13 protein-coding genes and 2 pseudogenes are annotated in these 17,274 nt (G+C 67.8%); 2 read left to right on the top strand and 13 right to left on the bottom strand.

Annotated elements, in window-relative coordinates; genetic code table 11:
* Positions 1-73 precede the first annotated feature (73 nt).
* The 10 genes and pseudogenes from recD2 to PS271_RS21580 form a co-directional block, all read right to left on the bottom strand.
* Positions 74-2,395, bottom strand: a complete 2,322-nt coding sequence (recD2, locus tag PS271_RS21535) for an SF1B family DNA helicase RecD2 (protein ID WP_398383842.1) — start codon at positions 2,393-2,395, stop codon at positions 74-76.
* A gap of 105 nt (positions 2,396-2,500) precedes the next feature.
* On the bottom strand, positions 2,501-2,983 hold the full coding sequence (locus PS271_RS21540; RefSeq protein WP_398383844.1) for a hypothetical protein: 483 nt from the start codon (positions 2,981-2,983) through the stop codon (positions 2,501-2,503).
* 68 nt (positions 2,984-3,051) lie between these two features.
* Entirely contained in the window at positions 3,052-3,393 is a 342-nt protein-coding gene (locus tag PS271_RS21545; RefSeq protein WP_398387139.1) for a hypothetical protein, read from the bottom strand.
* A 147-nt stretch (positions 3,394-3,540) separates the two neighbouring features.
* Positions 3,541-3,936, bottom strand: a pseudogene (locus PS271_RS21550) (DUF6083 domain-containing protein); the annotation flags it as partial.
* 168 nt (positions 3,937-4,104) lie between these two features.
* Positions 4,105-4,368, bottom strand: a complete 264-nt coding sequence (locus PS271_RS21555; RefSeq protein WP_398383845.1) for a helix-turn-helix transcriptional regulator — start codon at positions 4,366-4,368, stop codon at positions 4,105-4,107.
* Positions 4,369-5,259: 891 nt separating this feature from the next.
* Positions 5,260-6,029, bottom strand: a pseudogene (locus PS271_RS21560) (IS5 family transposase); the annotation flags it as partial.
* A 77-nt stretch (positions 6,030-6,106) separates the two neighbouring features.
* The gene (locus tag PS271_RS21565) at positions 6,107-7,255 is read right to left on the bottom strand and encodes a putative endonuclease domain-containing protein (protein WP_398383847.1); all 1,149 of its coding nucleotides are present in this window, start codon (positions 7,253-7,255) and stop codon (positions 6,107-6,109) included.
* A 480-nt stretch (positions 7,256-7,735) separates the two neighbouring features.
* Positions 7,736-9,055 (bottom strand): UDP-glucose dehydrogenase family protein, encoded by a 1,320-nt coding sequence (locus PS271_RS21570; protein WP_398383848.1) that lies wholly within the window; start codon positions 9,053-9,055, stop codon positions 7,736-7,738.
* A gap of 75 nt (positions 9,056-9,130) precedes the next feature.
* Positions 9,131-9,568, bottom strand: coding sequence for an NUDIX domain-containing protein (locus tag PS271_RS21575; RefSeq protein WP_398383850.1), 438 nt, complete (start codon positions 9,566-9,568; stop codon positions 9,131-9,133).
* A gap of 28 nt (positions 9,569-9,596) precedes the next feature.
* Complete coding sequence (locus PS271_RS21580; RefSeq protein WP_398383851.1) at positions 9,597-11,372, bottom strand: asparagine synthetase B family protein; 1,776 nt, start codon at positions 11,370-11,372, stop codon at positions 9,597-9,599.
* 280 nt (positions 11,373-11,652) lie between these two features.
* Between PS271_RS21580 and PS271_RS21585 the strand changes: the two genes are divergently transcribed.
* Entirely contained in the window at positions 11,653-13,044 is a 1,392-nt protein-coding gene (locus PS271_RS21585) for an NsdA family TPR-like regulatory protein (RefSeq protein ID WP_398383853.1), read from the top strand.
* Positions 13,045-13,295: 251 nt separating this feature from the next.
* Positions 13,296-13,934: a hypothetical protein gene (locus PS271_RS21590; protein ID WP_398383855.1), complete on the top strand. Its 639-nt coding sequence runs from the start codon at positions 13,296-13,298 to the stop codon at positions 13,932-13,934.
* Positions 13,935-13,966: 32 nt separating this feature from the next.
* Here the strand turns inward: PS271_RS21590 and PS271_RS21595 are convergent, their stop codons facing one another.
* Genes PS271_RS21595 through PS271_RS21605 form a run of 3 tightly spaced genes read right to left on the bottom strand, consistent with a single transcriptional unit; the run spans position 13,967 to position 17,216 of the window.
* A complete protein-coding gene (locus PS271_RS21595) occupies positions 13,967-14,380 on the bottom strand; it encodes a hypothetical protein (RefSeq protein ID WP_398383856.1) in 414 nt (137 codons plus the stop codon).
* Positions 14,377-16,521: an integrase gene (locus PS271_RS21600; protein ID WP_398383857.1), complete on the bottom strand. Its 2,145-nt coding sequence runs from the start codon at positions 16,519-16,521 to the stop codon at positions 14,377-14,379. Before PS271_RS21600 ends, PS271_RS21595 begins: the two co-directional genes overlap by 4 nt.
* Entirely contained in the window at positions 16,518-17,216 is a 699-nt protein-coding gene (locus PS271_RS21605) for a hypothetical protein (protein ID WP_398383858.1), read from the bottom strand. The genes PS271_RS21600 and PS271_RS21605 overlap by 4 nt, the downstream gene beginning before the upstream one ends.
* Between the last annotated feature and the right edge of the window lie 58 nt (positions 17,217-17,274).

Below are 17,274 nucleotides of genomic sequence, written 5' to 3' on the forward strand. Positions count from 1 at the left end.
GTTCTGGTGATAGACGGCCAGGCTCGGCGGGACCCGTTGTGAGGTGGTCGGCCTGTGCACATCCGGGGGTGGCTCATTCCCATGCAAGTTGCCCGGCGGAGCCGCTGGCCCTCCGATGGGGCACCGTAATGGTGGCCTGACGGTTGATGCGGTGTTCGAGTGCGGTGTGGCGTCGGCGGATTTGCGTATTAGCGAGTGCCCGTGTCACGGCGGTGGGCTGGCCGATGAGCATGACGCCTAGGCGGGCGCGGGTGACGGCGGTGTAGAGCAGGTTGCGCTGGAGGAGTTGCTGGCCCGCTGACGTGGTCATAGGGATGACGACGTAGGAGTACTCGCTGCCCTGGGAGCGGTGGACGGTCAGGGCGTAGGCGTGCATGAGTTCGTCAAGATCGGTAAAGGGGTAGAGGACAGGTTCGTCCTCGTGATGGGTGACGGTGAGGTGCTGGTTTTCGGTGTCGACGGCGGTGATGACGCCGGTGGCGCCGTTGAAGACCCCGTTAGCTCCGCGGTGGGGCTGGTTGCGGATCTGCAGGACACGATCGCCAAGGCGGAAGACCTGGCCGTCGAAATGGTGCTCGGGCTTGCCGGCTTCGGCTGGGTTGAGACGAGCTTGCAGGCGGATGTTGAGGTCGAGAGCACCAGCGGCGTGTCGTCGGGCGGGACAGAGGACCTGGATGTCCTGGGAGGTCGTGTCGAAATGACGTGGGATCTCGCTGGCCACAAGGTTCACTACATACTCGGCGATCGCCTCGGGGTCTTCCATGGGCCGGCATCCGAATACGCCGGCCGTGGCTTCGGGTGGTAGGCCGCGCAAGATGCGGTGGGCGTTGTCGACGATGGCTGTGCTCCCGTCCTCCTGGCGGAAGACCTGAGTGAGTCGGGTACGGGGAATCGCTGGTACGGCCAGGAGGTCGCGCAGAACGCGGCCGGGGCCGACGCTGGGGAGCTGGTCGGTGTCGCCGACGAGGAGCAGGTGACATCCGCTGGGGATGGTGGCGGTGAGTTTTGCGGCGAGCTGGACGTCGAGCATGGAGGCTTCATCGATGACCACCAGGTCGGCGCCGGCAAGCGGTGTCTCGTGATCGAAGAGGGACTCGCCGAGCACAGGTTTGAGTAGGCGGTGCACGGTCATGGCGGTGTGCCCGGTGGTCTCTTCCAGGCGGTTTGCTGCCTTCCCTGTGGGCGCGGCCAACGCGATCTTGACTCCTGCTGCGTCGGCGACGGCAACGAGAGTGCGCAGGGTGTGGGTCTTGCCGCAGCCGGGGCCGCCGGTCAGGACGGAGAGCGGGCGGGTCAGGGCGGTGAGCACAGCTTGCTGCTGTTGTTCGGTCAGGCCGGCGGAGGCGGTTCGGGCTAGGTGGCTGGGCCAATCGTTGTGGTCGGTCAGGCGGGAGGGAGCGCTGTTGAGGCGGAGGATGTCTTCGGCGAGGCCAGCTTCGGCGCGGTACATCCAGCTGAGGCTGACAGCGGTGATGGCGTGGAAAGCATCTTGATCTTCGGTGAGAGGGACGGGGAGTTCTTCGAGGACGACGTCTCCACTGGCCCGTAGCGCGTCGAGGGCTTGGCGCAGGACGGTGTCGTCGAGAATTTCGGCGGTCGCGGGATCGTCGTCGGTCAGGAGGTGACGGGTGCGGGCGAGGAGAGCACGCTCGGGCAGGTGACAGTCGCCTCTGGTACGGGCTTCGGTGAGGGTGTGCAGCAGGGCGGCTTGCAGGCGCTGGTCGCTGTGTTTGGGGATGCCTACGGCGAGGGCGATGCGGTCGGCGGTGTCGAAGCCGACGCCGTGGATGTCGCGGCAGAGCTGGTAGGGGGCGTCGCGGACTGTCTGCAGGGGATCTTGGTCGGTGTCCTTGTAGGTCTGGTAGATCTTCACGGCGAGGTGGGCCGAGATGCTCAGGCCCTGGAGGAAGACCATGATGTCGGCGATGGCTTTTTGGGTCTTCCATGCCTCGGTGATGCGCTCGAGGCGGGTGGGGCCAATGCCGTGGACTTCTCGTAGGCGCTGGGGGTCAGTGTCGATGACGTGCAGGGTTTGTTCGCCGAAGATTTTGACGATTGCGGCGGCCAAGAGCTCGCCGATCCCGTGGATCATTCCGGAAGCGAGGTAGAGGCGGATGGCGCGCACCGTGGCAGGCCAGGTGCGCTCGCATAGCTGGGCCTTGAACTGCCTGCCGTAGCGGGGGTGCTGGGTCCAGGTGCCGGTCAGGCGCAGGCTCTCCCCTGGCTGTGTCCCGAAGAGGGCTTTGCCGACCGCGGTGATCGTCTGCTCACCGTGTCCTTCATGGGCTGGTGTCAGGCGCAGGACCGTGTGCTGGTCGTAGGTGACCAGCACGAGGTGGTCGACGACTCCCTCAAGGTGGTCGCGGGACGGTGAAGGAGCTGGTGGTGCCTGCACAGGGTCTCCTTTTTCGCACTGGTGTAGTGCGAGCTGAGCTTGTCGGTCGGGGGCACGTCGAGGGCGCGGTCGAGAACTGGCGAGGGAGCACTTCGCAGCGAAGCGTTATGGCGGGGGCGATGGCGAAGCGGGGCCAGGCTCGCTCTCCGAGGCCGTGTGGGCGGGACCTGAAAGTGTTGTGGTCTGTTGGCGACGGGTGGAGCTGTTGTGCTGATGGGCGACGTGGTCCGGGGAGAGCCACATGCCGCGGTCGGGGTCGGCTGTGGGCACCAGCCAGACGGGAATGCCGGCGGTCAGCGCTCGTCGGCAGAGTTGTGCAGTGCTGCCGTCACCAGGTGCGAAGTGGTCGTGGAAGGCGATGACCAGGCGAGGACCTTCATCCTGGAGCATCCGCTGGTTGCGTTCGGCCTCACTCCAGTACCGACGGGTGCGGCGCCCCGCGCGGATGAGGGGGTGGCAGCGGTGACGCCAGTCGGCGAGGTCCTGGTCGAGACACCATCGGTGGGCGGCGCGCGCGGCGCCAGTACCGGCACCTTCGATGATGACGAGGTCATCGCCGTACCGGGCGGCAGCACGGTCGAGGAGCATGGTGACCGTGTCAGGCCAGGGCCATCGACGGCTGCCGCAGATCAGCACACGTGAGGCAGCAGTACGCGTCACTGGCCGACCGCTTCGGGCCTGTGACGGCGGGCGTCCGGAAGTTGCTGCTGGATGTGGCAGTGGTGAATGCGGGCGTTGAAGGGTTCCCAGGCGGTCACGGCGAGGTCGGCGGCAGCCGGTGCGCTGGCGTGTGTGACGCAGCGTTGAGCACGCCAGCGAAACTGTTCGAAGTAGGGCAGGTGGGTTAGGTCGTAGACGGCCATGCTCAGGTCATCGGTGAGCGACAGCTGGTCACCGTCGTCGCGGGGGTACAAGGAGATGAGGACCCAGCTGCCGGGCGGGTCGCCGGGCGCGAGGAGTGGCTGGGGACAGCGGCGACGTGCACGGGTCTGAGCCACGCAGAGAACCTGCTCGAGCGGGCCAGGTGCGAGGTACAGGGAGTAGAGGCAACGGATCACCGGCCGGACATGCAGTGTCGGCTGGGCGACATCCGATCGACTTGGATCCGTGTGTGACGCGAAGGCACCTGTTTCTGCCAGGCGGCGGGAGCGGATGGCCAGGGCGCGGCGTAGAGCGCCTAGGAGCCCCCGGTAGTTTTCCGGATTGGTAGCCGGACAGATGGCGTGGTGGCGTACACGGCACCAGGGAGATCCGTCACCGGCTGGGTAGGCAAGGCCAGAGCTGACATGCCAGCGCTGGCTCGCGGGCACGGCTGTAGCCGGCAGTTCGCGCGGGTGCAGCGGGACAGTGCGGTCCCCTGTGCGGCAGTACCACTCAACCTGGTTGCCGCAAGCGGCGCACCAGCCGGTCTGCGCGGTACGCAAAAGACGAGTAGGGCTGTCCGGGGCTACGCGCAGAGAGCGAGGAGTGCGGTAATGCTTGAGGCTGCCGTCCCAGGCGCGGCTGCCGCTGCTCGAGGGCGATGCGTTGGTGGAATGCATGAAGGGGAAGCTGACAGGCGACACGCCGCTCGGTGTGTGTCAGGGCCGTCGGCGTCATCCGCACAGCCTTATTCATCGCACTGAGGTTCCCGGATTCGAGTATCCGTTCACATGCTGCCACCGGTTCGAGTGGCAACCCCTGATGCCCTATGGGTGCCCAACGGCCTGTCAGCGGGCCGACGGGGAGGGCGGCTCGTGGCCATTGCACAGTACGCCCAAAAGCTGGTTAATCGGGGATCCGAGGGCGTGGGCAAGGGCGTGCCAGGTGGCAAGGCTGCCAACGGTGCGGCCTTGCTCGAGTTCGATGAGCGTGCGGCGGGAAAGGCCGCTGCGGGCCGCGAGTTCGTCGTAGGTCCATCCACGGTCCGCCCGCTGCCGTGACAGCTCCAGGCGGAGCGCGTCGAGGTTGGGGTCGGGCGGGAAGATCGTCACCCGTCCATCGCACGGTGCAGACCCCTGCCCTGTCAGTGCAGATCTCTGCCCTATTTGCTGCGACTCGCCCTTCCGGGCAGGGCAGAGGTCTGCACTACCGTGTGCCGCCGCCAGCCCACTCCCCGGCCTCGAGGTCGGGCTCCAAGCGTGGCCGGCGTACACGGGATGGAGGACGACAGCCGATGACGCCCGGCATGATCACGCACCCAGTACGGCGCGCCTGGACCGTCGAGGTCCGCCCGCATACGGAGGGAGCCGTTGTGGTGTGCCCGCAATGCGGTCAGACCCGGATCGGAGCCGGGTCTTTCCCACGTAGAGCTGTTGTTGCCCACCTTGCGGGACACGCTCGTAAGGAGAGGCTCGCACCCCACTGGCGCACGTGCCAATGCGGCGAGCACGGCTGCCGATGGCATCCGCGGCACCGAGGCTGCGATGGGCCAATTCGGCTGCTTCTGTCACGTGAGCGAAGGGGCCTCATGTGGAGGTTGGCGGACACCTGCCGGGCTTGCGCTGCTGCCACTGCACATGCCGCAGAGGTTCCCGAGCCCGGCCACGTGGTTGGCGTAGCGGTCGCGTGCAACCCCAGTTCCTTCCCTGGTGCGTGCGACATGAACATGCCTAGTGGGGCCGAGATCGGCTGGCAAGGATGGTGGGACCCTAGCGACGAAGGGCCGTTTTGGGCTGACGAACCGGCGCACGTGCTCGCCTACGTCGATGACGTGCCCTAGACGGGGCTCGCGTAGTGGATGCACCCAATGCTCCCCTCTCTTTGGGTAACGGCCAGGCAGCCTCATGGTCGGTCGCCGTCCGTCACCAGTGAGAATGTCGGGGAGGCATAGCACCTTCCAGTGAGAGCTGGCACCAGCGAGCACATGTGACTGGGCTCGGCGACTAGGCAGTGTCTGATGGCTCTTTGACGAGGTCGTGGAGCCAGATGACGATGGCGGCGGTGGCGAGGGTGCCGTGGAAGACGTAGTCGCGCTTGTCGTAGCGGGTCGCGACGGCCCGGTGCTGCTTCAGTTTGTTCACGCACCGTTCCACGGTGTTGCGCCGGCGGTACTGGTCCTTGTCGAAGGCCGGGGGACGTCCTCCGTCCCGACCCCGGTGCCGACGTTTGACCCGCTGGTCGACAGGCTCGGCGATCGTTGCCTTGATCCCGCGTTGCCGCAGGTAGGCGCGGTTTGCGCGGCTGGAGTACGCCTTGTCGCCGCGGACCCGGTCCGGCCGGGTGCGCGGACGTCCGGTCCCGGTCCGGGCCACATCCAGGGTCTGCAGGAGCGGGATGAACATCGGGCTGTCCCCGCGCTGGCCGGGCGAGGTCAGCCAGGTCAGGGGCCGGCACCGGTCGTCGGCCAGCAGATGGACCTTGCAGGTCAGTCCGCCCCGGGAGCGTCCCAAGGCCTCACGGCCCTCCGCTTCCCCGCGGGCCCCGCCCCTTTTTGCGGGTGGTCCGACGGCGGACGGTGCCGGGCCCCGGCCGCGTGCTGGTGGGCCCGGCAGACGGTCGAATCGGCGTTGACCGCCCACGAGCCGTCCACGCCCTGGGCGGTGGTGTCGGCTCCGGCCTGCAGCACACGAAGGATCCGGGCCCAGGTGCCGTCGGCGGACCAGCGACGGTGGCGTTCGTACACGGTCTGCCAGGGGCCGTAGCGTTCAGGCAGGCAAGGGTGTGCCCGGGGCGCTGGCGCGATCGATAACCTGCGCTCAGCCGCACATGCCTGTCCGGGGGAGAAGATGCTCAGGACTGACTGCCCCAGAACCGCGCTTCGAGGTCGCGGAAGAACTGGCGGATGAATGAGAGATCTTCGCGGGCTTCAAGTATCTCTTTTCCCCCGAAGCGGAAAACCTCGTAGCCCTTCAGTCGCAGCGCACGGTCCTCTGCGACCATCTTCGAGTAGAGGTCGGCTGCAACTTCCCAGTTGCCTGACTCTTGCGGAACTTCCCGCGCGTAGTGATGCTTGCCGTCCACCTCGATCACGATCCGCACTCCACCGGGCAGTAGCAGTAGGAAGTCCATGCGTTCTCGGGTGAGCCGGCGCGGCTTCCTCAGAAGCTGTCGCTGGCGCTCGGTAAGCGGGTCGAAGTGCACATAAACTTGAGGAAGAAGCGCGGGCTGTGACATCCCATCCGTCTCCGCGTAGCGACCGGCGAAGGCGTAGAAGAGATAGTGTTCGGCCTCAGAGCCAAGAGACCTCTTCAGCCGGTCGTGTAGTGACAGAGCCACGGTGCGATCGTCGGCGTCCGCCATCTTGTTCTGCTCACGCCACCAGTCTACGAGTTCGCCCCAGGTCAGTCCGGTGTCTGTCAGCGGGCGGTCATAGACCAGGCAGGTGTCCGCGTGCTCGACGATTTCGATCGCACCGTCGATCATCTCGCTCATGATGATCTCGGGCTTGTAGCCAGTGGAAGCAAAGACGATGTTCTTGAGAGTGCCGTCGACACCTCGCAGGCCGTCCAGGCGCTCGCTGGCCACTTCCAACTCGTCCAGTCGAGCCCGGATCGGATCGAACAGATCCGCTAGATAGCCGCGGCGCTTCGCATAGCCGCCTCCGCCGTCCATTCCCTTTCCGATCCAATACCGGCGAAATCCGGCATGGCTGCGAAAGGGCGGGTTGAAGTCGATACCGTGTCTCCGCAGCACCGCCTTGAGGCAGCGCAGGAGTTCCTCGCTTCCTTCATCATCCACGCGTTCGCCACCGCTGGTGCCGAACGCTTCGAGCTCGGCGTGAGCGAAGCGGACGATGGCCTGCGCGGCCTCCAGGTCCGGCACGTCTTCGAGTGGGCCGGACCTCAACGCTGCCACACGTTCGATATCCAGGACCTGCCGCACCCACGGTGCCCCGAAGAAGTCTTGTTGCACCGAGACCAGGAAGTCGCTCGCCTTCATGGCGTCAGGCTACTCAAAACGTCTGACACTCCTAGGGCGTTGAAGCAGCACCCGAGTTGGTCAGGCTGAGACAGGTTGTCGCCCATAGCTCAGTCCACGGGGGCCTCGGCGGGCGGGAGTTTCGCCGCGATCGATGATCGGGAGCAGGTAGGCAGCGTGTGCTTCGAGAGCCGTGATCGTCTGAGTAGCGGTGGGCCGTGTGGTGCGGTGCCGAATGCGCGACCTAGGCCACATCGGCACGCGGTCGCCATTCCTGCACGTTTCTCGATCCTGTCGATCGCAGACGGGCGTCGGAGGACAGGGGCTGTACGTTCAGCAGCGGATCTTCGAACAGGAAGTAACGGCTGATGAGAGGTGTGATCGCCTCGGCTGAGCCCCTCGAAGGAGTGCCAGACGCAGGAAGTCTGTCGTCTATTTGTCTCAGGGAACACCCGTCTGCCCCAGTCGGGCGGCTGGGGCAGACGGGATCGCGCTGGCGGATCAGGCACAGCCGAGGGCTCGGTGGGTCCATCCGGCTTGGCGCCAGCGGACCGGGTCGAGGGTGCCGCGTCCGTCGATGAGCTTGGCGTGGGAGACGCGGATGGCGAGCCGCTCGGGGCTGATGCCGGTGAACTCGGGCCATTCGGTCAGGTGCAGCAGCAGGTCGGCACGTTCGGCGGCGTCGAAGGCGTTGTCCGCGTAGTCGAGTTCGGGGTGGGCCTTGCGGGCGTTGTCGAGGGCCTTGGGGTCATAGACGGTGACCCCGGCGCCGAGCCGGTGGAGGCGGGCGGCGACGGCGAGGGCGGGCGAGTCGCGGATGTCGTCGGTGCCGGGATTGAAGGCCGCTCCCCAGACAGCGACGCGCTTGCCCTTGAAGGTGCCGCCGAGCTGTTCGCGGGCGAGATCGACCATGCGTTCGCGGCGGCGGTTGTTGATCGCGTCGACCTCGCGGAGGAAGCCGAGGGCCTGGTCGGCGCCGAGTTCGTCGGCGCGGGCCATGAAGCCGCGGAGGTCCTTGGGCAGGCAGCCGCCGCCGAAGCCGAGCCCGGGCCGCAGGCCCCTCGGGCCGATGCGGGTGTCGTGGCCGAGGGCTTCGGCGAGCTGGTAAACGTCGGCGCCAGCGGCTTCGCAGACTTCGGCGATGGCGTTGATGAAGGAGATCTTCGTGGCGAGGAAGGCGTTCGCCGAGCTCTTGACCAGTTCGGCGGTGGCCAGGCTGGTCGTGATCGTCGGCGTCCCGGCCTCGATGATCTTGTCGAAGCACTGCCGCAGCACGGTCTCGGCGTGGGTGTCCTCGCCGGCGAAGCCGAGGACGAGGCGGTCGGGGTGGAGGGTGTCCTCAATGGCGGAGGACTCGCGCAGGAATTCGGGGTTCCAGGCGACCTCGACCTGCTCGCCCGCCGGGGCCTTGTCGCGGAGGATGTCGGCGACGCGCGGGGCGGTGCCGACGGGGACGGTGGATTTGCCGACGACCACGGTGGGGCGGTGGATGTGGGGGGCGAGGCGGCGGACGGCGGCGAAGAGGTCGCTGAGGTCGTAGGCGTTGTTCCCGGTCCGCTGGGGGGTGCCGACGCCGAGGAAGTGCAGGTCGGCGAAGGCGGCGGCCTCGGCGTAGGAGGCGGTGAACTTCAGCCGTCCGCTGGCGGTGTGCTTGGCCAGTAGCTCGTCCAGGCCGCGTTCGAAGAACGGGGCCTTTCCGGCGCCGAGGGCGAGGATCTTGTCGCGGTCGGTGTCCATGCCGAGGACTTCGTGGCCGAGTTCGGCCATGCAGGCGGCATGGGTGGCGCCGAGGTAGCCGCAGCCAATGACGGTGAGCTTCATGCTCGTCCTTCCGAAAGGGAGGGGGTGGGGCCGCCCGGCCCCACCCCCGTTGCTCCCGTCCGGAAGGGCGGGGTGTCAGGCGGGCCGGGCGGCCAGATAGCGGGTGATCCCGTCCCGGATGAACGGCGGGATCGTCAGGACCGGCAGGTGTTCGGGGGCGAAGAACTGGAGCTTGACGCCCTCGGCCAGGGGGAGGGTCTTCTCGTCGCCGTCCCAGGTGGCGGCGAAGAAGGTGATGAGCTGGCCGGAGCCGTCCTCATCGCGGACCTCGAACAACTCGGTCAGGTCCCGGGCCGTGAGGCCAGCTTCTTCGTGGAGTTCGCGGACGATCGCCTCGGCCTGGGTCTCGCCGGGGTCGGCGCCTCCGCCGAGGAGGCTCCAGTGGGCGGGCCAGGCGATGCCGTGGATGTCGTCGCGGAGGTGCATCAGGACGTCGCCCCTGCGGTTGGTGATGATCGCGACGGCCCCGCGGGCGGTGGACGAGCCCTTGGCGGTGGTGGTGTCGGAGTGCATCCCGACACCGTAGTGACGTGAGGGTTCGTCATGCGGCAGCCTTCACTGTCTGGTCGGAAAACCAGGCCGCTGCCATCAGGGCCTGCATGCGGGAGCGGTCGAACCGCCCGCCGGCTTCCAGCCCGCGCTCCAGCAGCGGCCGCAGCGTCGCCGGGGCGTCGTCGAGGGCGGTTCGGATCTGGGCGTCGGCCCACTGGGCGAGGGGGCCGGTCAGCCAGGCGGGGACCGGGGAGGCGAAGCCGAGCTTGTCCCGGCTGGCCCAGACCTCGCGCGGCAGGCCCAGGGCCTTGGCGGCGTCCCGCAGGATGCGCTTCCCCGCCGCCGGGGCGGTGGTCTTGTGGTCGGCCGGGAGCCGGTAGGACAGCTCAACGAGGTCGCGGGCGAGGAAGGGCGAGCGTCGCTCCAGGGCGAAGGCGGAGGCGAGTTTGTCGCTGGTCATCACCAGCGGCCGCCATGCCGTCGCCAGCTCGGCGAGCGTCAGCGCACGGGCGGTGTCGCCGCCCGACCGGGTGAAGGCATCGGTCACCAGCTCGCGGACCCTGCCGTCAGGATCGGGGCCGCGGAGGATCAGGCGGGCGGCGGCCTCTGCCGGCTCCAGGGGCTCTCCGGCGGGGTGCAGGAGCTTGCCCGCGAGCGGCCGGTATGCCTTCAGCCCGGCGTCCAGGACGGCGTCGGGGCCGAAGAGGACCAGGGCGTGACGGACGTAGCCCATCAGGAACTCGTCCGGCCCCAGCCCGCCGACGACGACCTTGACGCCCTGGTCGGCGGCGGCCCGGTAGGCCATGTATTCGGAGAAGGTGGCCGCGTTGCCCATCGGGTAGTCCAGCGCGTTGATCATGTGGGGCAGGACGGTGGTGAAGTCGGCCGTGTCCGGCTCGACGACCACCAGCTCGGCGCCGATGTCCTGGGCGATGGCGGTGGCGATCCGGGACTCGTCCAGCCGGTCCTGGCCCCGGTAGCGGACGGTGACGCAGACCGGCGGCCGCATCAGGTAGGCCAGGACCGAGGAGTCCAGGCCGCCGGACAGAAGCAGTGCGAAGTCGCCCGAGGGGGCTCGCAGCGGGACCTGCTCGGCCAGGACGACGGAGAAGCGGGCAAGCGCCGGCTCGTAGTCGGTCTGCCAGGGCTCGCGGTCCTCCAGGTGCCACCAGGTGGTGTGCTCCAGCGAGCCGGAGGTGAGGTCGAAGGACAGCAGGCTCGCCGGGGCCAGCAGCTGGACGCCCTGGAACGGGGTCTCGACGCCGACGGGGGTTTCGATGGCCAGCATCTCGGGGCGGACGACGAGCGGGGCCCGGCCGTAGCCGGTCAGGGTGGTGACCTCGGAGGCGAACGCGAGCCGGCTGCCGTCCAGGCGCCAGTAGAGCGGCTTCTCTCCCAGCCGGTCGCGGGCCAGGAAGAGCCGTCCGGCCTCGCCGGCGTTCGGGTCGTAGAGGGCGAGCGCGAACATGCCGTCCAGCCCGTCCAGGCAGGCCGCCCCGAGCTTGGCCCAGGCCCTCAGGACCAGGTGGGCGTCGGTCTCGCGGTCGGCGAGCGGGATGCCCCAGGCGGCGGCCTGCTGCCGGAAGTTGTAGATCTCGCCGTTGAAGGCCAGCAGCAGCCCGCTGTCGGCGTCGAGGTAGGGGCCGGGCTCGGCGGCCGGGTCGACGATCAGCAGGGTGTTCATGGCCAGCACCGCCCGCCCGTCCGCCGTAGCGGCGTGCAAGGTGCCGTCCGGACCGCGGTGCGACTGGGACACGCCCATCGCCCAGACCGTCGCCTGGTGCCGGGCCGCGTCTGGTCCGGCCAGTCCTGCGATTCCGCACATCTGGTTCACCCCCGAGAGTGTTGGGATGCCTTGGCGGCGGTCGCGGCCGGAAGAGCTGTCCTCGGATCCCGGCCGCGACCCGGACCGTCATCACACCGGCCGGACAAGATCGCGGGGAGGGCTCGCAGGGGGGCTCACAACTCGCAGACCGGGTTCACCCCGGGCCGGGGAGGCAATACCCTCGGTGACCCGACGCGCGGGTTCGCGTACGACTTTCTGTGCTCAGCCAGGTGTGCGAATCCGCGGCAAAGGTCACCGGAATCGGCAGAGGGGGACGCCCGTGGCGTCGACCGTCCGCCGGACCCGTCCGCCCAACGCGGATCTGGCCCGGCTCATCGAAGCCAGCGGCGCGAGTCACAAAGCCCTCGCCCACCGCGTCAACCAGCTCGCTCAGGCCGCCGGGATAGAGACCGACTACTCGCATACCTCCATCGCGAACTGGTGCCGCAGGGGCATGACCCCGAAGTGGCCCGTCCCCCGGCTCCTGGCCCAGGCTGTCGGTGAACGGCTCGGCCGCCCCGTCGCGTTGGCGGAGATCGGGATGGGCGAGGCCGAGACACCGCAGGCGGACCTGGGGTTGGATTTCCCCAGGGATCCCGCCGATGCCGTCCGCGTCGCCACTTCGTTCTGGAGCAGTGTGAACCGCCGCGACTTCCTGACCGGATCGAGCTTCGCGCTCTCCGCGTTCACCACCCCCGTCACCCGCTGGCTCGTCACCCCCGCCGACGACACCGCCCATCACCGGGGCGGGACGCAGGTCGGTCGCCTGGACCTGGACGAACTGCGGGACGCCGCTGACGAGGCCCGCCGCTGGGACTCCAAATACGGCGGCGGGAACTGGCGGGCGAACTCCGTCACCACCTGCCTCGAACAACAGGCCGTCCCGCTGTTGCAGGGCTCGTTCTCCGACGAGGTCGGCCGCGAGCTGTTCTCCGTTACCGCCGAGCTCTCCCGCCTCGCCGGCTGGACGGCCTTCGACGTTGGGCAGCATGAGGTCGCCCAGCGGCACTTCATCCAGGCCCTCCGCCTCGCCCGGGCTGGCGGGGACGTCCAGCTCGGCTGCTATGTCCTGACGACCATGGCCATGCAGGCCCTCATGCGCGGGTTCGCCGAGGAGGCCATCGACATGGCCCAGGGTGCCTTCGAACGGGCCAAGAACGACGCGGTGCCCCGGGTGCTGGCCTTCACCAAGCTCATCGAGGCCCGCGCTCACGCGCGGACCGGCAACGAGCGGGCCGCTTCCCGGGCCCTGGCCGCCTCCGAAGGGCTCCTGGAGCGGACCCGCGAGGACAGCGGCGACGAGCCGGGATGGATCGACTTCTATCACCACGCGCGGCTGTCCGCCGACGCCGCCGAGGTCTTTCGGGACCTGAAGAACCCCCAGGCCGCCCTGGCCTGGAACCAGCAGGCCGCCGCCATGCAGCCCGGGGTCTTCACCCGCTCCGTTGGCATGCGGCTGGCGATCGTCGGGACCGCCCACCTCCAGGCCTGCGACCTCGACCACGGCCTGGAGCTGGGCAACCGCTCCGTCGACATCCTCGCCCGCGTGAAATCCACCCGCGCGCTGGACTATGTGCGCGAGTTCAACGCCGCCCTGGCCCCTTGGCGGCGCGAGCCGGCGGTCCGCGAGTTCCTCCACCGGACCCGCAAGGACCTCCAGATCGCCGCCTAACACGACAGACCGTGACAGCAGCCCCGTGGGCTTTCCCTCGCTGGCGAACGATCGGCTCTGACATCGTTCAGACCTCGGCGGTTGAGGTGCGGCGAATAGGTTCCGCGCAGGCCCGGGCCGTGCCACGGTTGCATAGGGCCTTGTGCGCCGAGCAATCATCCCAAAGCGCATTCGATTAAGGACAGGGCGGGAGAGCTATGAGCAGGAGTCCAAGCGTGATCCACTCGGCGCATCAGCGCTTGGAAGAGGGGATGAGCGAGTTCTTCGAGCCGGCCCTGAAGAAGCTCGGTCTAACAGTGGAGCAGATCGAACGCCAGTCCCTGGAACAGCTTCAGGTCTCACTCGAAACTGTAAACGAGGCACTCCTTCACCCGGATTCCTTCGGGTTGATGAAGGTCAAGGCGCATGCGGAGGCTGGACTCGTCCTGACACCGGTCAAGAGCGAAGCTCACTTTGAGATCGGAATTGCACCCCTCCTCCTCGAGCGTAAGAGGCTCATTCTCAGCCGTATCAAGGATCTTCAGCCGGCTGCACAGTTTGAGAGGTTTCGCGCAGAGGTGGAGGAGAAGGTCGCGGACCCTGTAATCCGCGGCCAGCTACTCAAGGCGTTGGAGGAGCACGCCAGGACGCAGGAAGAGCTGGCATCTCGGCTTGAGGAAGAGTCAGCAGAGGCGACTGATGCCCTGATCAATGAGACCGCGAACGTCACGCACGCTGTTGCTGTGGCGAAGCTCGAAGCCCGGACCGACTCACTGGAGAAGTTGGCTGCCAAATTGGATGCCGACAAAGCGGGCAAGTTCGACGTCGTGGTCATCACTCTGGCCATGCTTGCTGCAGTAGGGGGCCTGACAGGAGCAGTGATCGCCATTGTCCGGTGGGTAACCGGTTAAAGCCACGTTCCTGCCAGGCAAAATCGGAGACCTCAGATGGTGGTGGGGCGGCGGAACGGAATGACGTTGTCGGGGACCAGGGCAGGCTCCGTCGGCGCGTCCGGCCCCTGGGTGAGGACGGCGCTGGCGAGGGTCAGGTTGGTCACCAGCTGGCGGAGCTCTTCGAGCTCAGCTCGCTGGTTCGCGATCGTCTTCCTGAGCTTGGCGACGGTTGCCCGCAGCTGCTTCTCCGTCTCCGGGACCTGCTTGGTCTCCGTGCGGACGCGCTCGTCGAACTCGTTCTTCAGGTCCGCGTGCCGCTTGTAGAGGGCCATGCGGTGGACGCCGGCCTCGGCGGCGAGGGCGGCGGCGGTGAAGCTGCCGTTGGAGGCGGTGGCCTTCCCGGCCAGCAGCCGATTCATCGCCTCGCGGATGCGGGTGCGTTCGTCCTGGTTCTGCTGGTTCATGTCAGGGCCTCGGCGGTCTGGGCGGTGGAGTCATGGGCGTCGGCCATCTTGCGGAAGTTGTCGGCATTGCGACGCATCCGTTTGGCGAGCCTCTCCGGGACGAAGGCGGCCTTGCGGTCGATCTCGTCGGCCTTTTCCCGCATCTGCTGTGCGTGGGTGTCGGTGCGGACGGTGTTGCCGCAGCCTTGCTGGCAGGCGTACTGCCTCGGCGCGGTCGCGCCCGGATCGGGCTCGCAGAGCGCATTGTCGTGCTTGAACGCGCAGATCAGGAACGCGTCCGGGTTGTCATAGAGCACGACGCCGTCCCGGGCGAGGAACTTGGCGGCCTTCTGCACGAACGTCTTGGGGATGATGCGGCCCTCGAACCGCGGCGTCGTCGCTGCGGCGGTCAGAGCCCTGCGGGCGGCCGGGCCGGAGACCTTCTCCCCGGCGGCGACACGGTCACGGAGATGGGCGGCGGTGTCCGCCGCTGCCAGGGCGGTCTCCACGTCGAGCTCACTGTGGACGCCGCGGCGGCTGCGGGTGCCGTAGCCGCTGGAGGTGCGGGCATCCAGAAACGTGCGCATATGGCCGTATTGAATGGCCAGAGCAACCAGCCCGCCCGGCCGTCTGGCGATGTGCCAGGCCAGGGTCCTTCTGAATCGGGACAATGCGATGTCGCCGTGCGGGTCCTTGGGGATTACCTGATCAGGCAGGCTTTGGGCAGTGGCTTCGCGGTTGGCCCAGGTCACGAAATCGTTGATCCGGGATCTCAGGCCGGAGCCTTTCAGCGCGCCATGGTGCCCACGATCAGCGCGGAAGTCGTGGTGGGCGGAGCTGAAGAGTAGTTCCCCGTCAGGAACCATCCGTTCAAGGACGCGGATGGCGTGGACGACGGGAGTGATGGCAACCCAGGGAACTTCGCGTTCGATGCCGGCGGACACGTGGCGGCCGTCGTCGTCGGTGACGTTCTTGTAGTGGTTGCTGTAGATAAGGTGCCGACCAGGGGCGCCGTCTTTGTCAGGCTCAGGGTCAGGGCAGCACCCGGATCTCAACCCCTGCACCTCCTGCGGGCGCATGCCCGTGAGATAAAGGCAGATGATCATCGCGGCCGTGCCCAGGTGCCGCATGAGTCCGGCTGCCTCATTGAAGTCGAGGTGCTGCTGCCACGGCCGCCCGTTGATTTGACCGGTCACAGGAATCTGCAGCGGGCAAGGCCCCGGCTGTTGGCCTGCTATCGCCTTGAGCCCGAAGCTCTCGGCCAATCGGTCGACCTGATGGACGCCAGCGCCGGTGGTGGCGGCGATGAACGTGCGGGCCAGCACCATCTTTCCGTTGTGCGCAACGGCGGGCACTGGCCCGCCCGTGTTGGCCAAAGCCGACATGTACGTTGTCACGGCGTCAAGCCCCTCGGGGGTCGCTGGCGTCGTGGCCGCCAAGGTGGTCAGGCGCCGATTCTCGGCCCAGGCGGCCAGGATGTCGTTGGCGAGGTCGTCGACCACACGGATCGCCCAGATCAGCAACGGCCCCAGGACCTGCGGGTCCAACGGTTCAGTGATGTTCTCTCGACCGCCCTTGCCGTCCGCAGCCGGGAGGAAGTCGTCGACGCCTTCGGCAACCCACGGAGGCCGACCGATGCCCGAAGGGCGGGCGGTCAGCTGATCGAACGCCCACAGGTCCGTCAGCCAGCCCAAGACCTTCTCGGCGTGCTGCCGGCTGACATCACCATCCCAGCGTTGGGCTGCGTACTCGCGCCACTCATCGTCGGTGCATGTTCCAAGGTCAGCGATGCCGCGCTTGTGCATCCAGCGGGCAAGGCGCATCCACTCACGCGCCGAGTCCTGCATCTCGTCCGGCGAGCGCCGACCACGAGCAGCCCCGCCACGAGTCTTCAGGTAGGTGGGCCGGAGCTCACCGTTAATCAGGGCCCAAACCACCATCCTGAGCTGATCCCGCATCGCCGCGGGGCACTTTTGCCAGTAGAGCGACGCCAGGGCGGCACTGGGATTGTCGATGAGCGGGGCGAGAGGCCAGCACATGTCCCGGTAGCTGGCATTGGGGTGCTGGTTGCCGGGGCTGATCCACTTGGGCAGCACGACAGGGCTGTCCGCGGTGGGCAAAGGCAGCAGATAGGGGTCGACTTCAACCGCGACGGCGGTCATCGAGCGAGGTCTCCTTCCACCAGCAGGCCGACGATCACGCGGTCGGTGTCACCGACCCGGGCGAGGGCGGCAGCCCAGGCCGCTGGTCCGACCTTGCGGCGGAGGTCTTCCAGCCGCAGCAAGTGGTCACGCCAGTGCTTCTGCCAGGTCTGCTCAGGCAGCGCGGTCCGCAGGCTGAGCACCTGCTGGTGCAGATGCGCCAGTCGCGGGTGATGACCGGGATGAACGTGTGCGTTCTTGCAAGCCAGGCAGAGCAGGAAGTCAGCCGCGCACCCCCCGTCTGGAGCCGGCCAGAGACTGGCGGACTGGTCCGCGCAGTCCGCTGTCGCCGTCTCCTCATGATCAGGATCGGGGCCCTCAGCGAGCGCTCCGCCGAAGACAACAGCGAGAGCCTGGGCATGCGCATCCTGGATACCAGCCTCAATCACCCCCTGAGCCTCCTGCTGAACGATGGGGTCAGGTAGCACGTAGACGCTCTCGTGCGTGCGCGAGGCGTGCTGCAGGGGCCTGCGTTCCCGGGTGACCGTGGTCCGCCGCGAACGCCGGAATGGAGCCCCGCTTAATCCGTGGCTGAGCGCCCATGCCCTGGCGTCGCCGTCCGAGATACCGAAGACAACAGGGCCCACCGGCTGCGGGCGGTTTCGCTCCTGGCGCTCGCGCCTGCGATGGTGATTGCGAGCGGTGTCGGCGTACACATGAACGTCCCCAGCCGCGTACGGATGAAAAGGGACAGTTGTTGATGCGGTGACCGCT

The sequence above is a fragment of the Streptomyces sp. SCA2-17 genome (assembly GCF_044336695.1).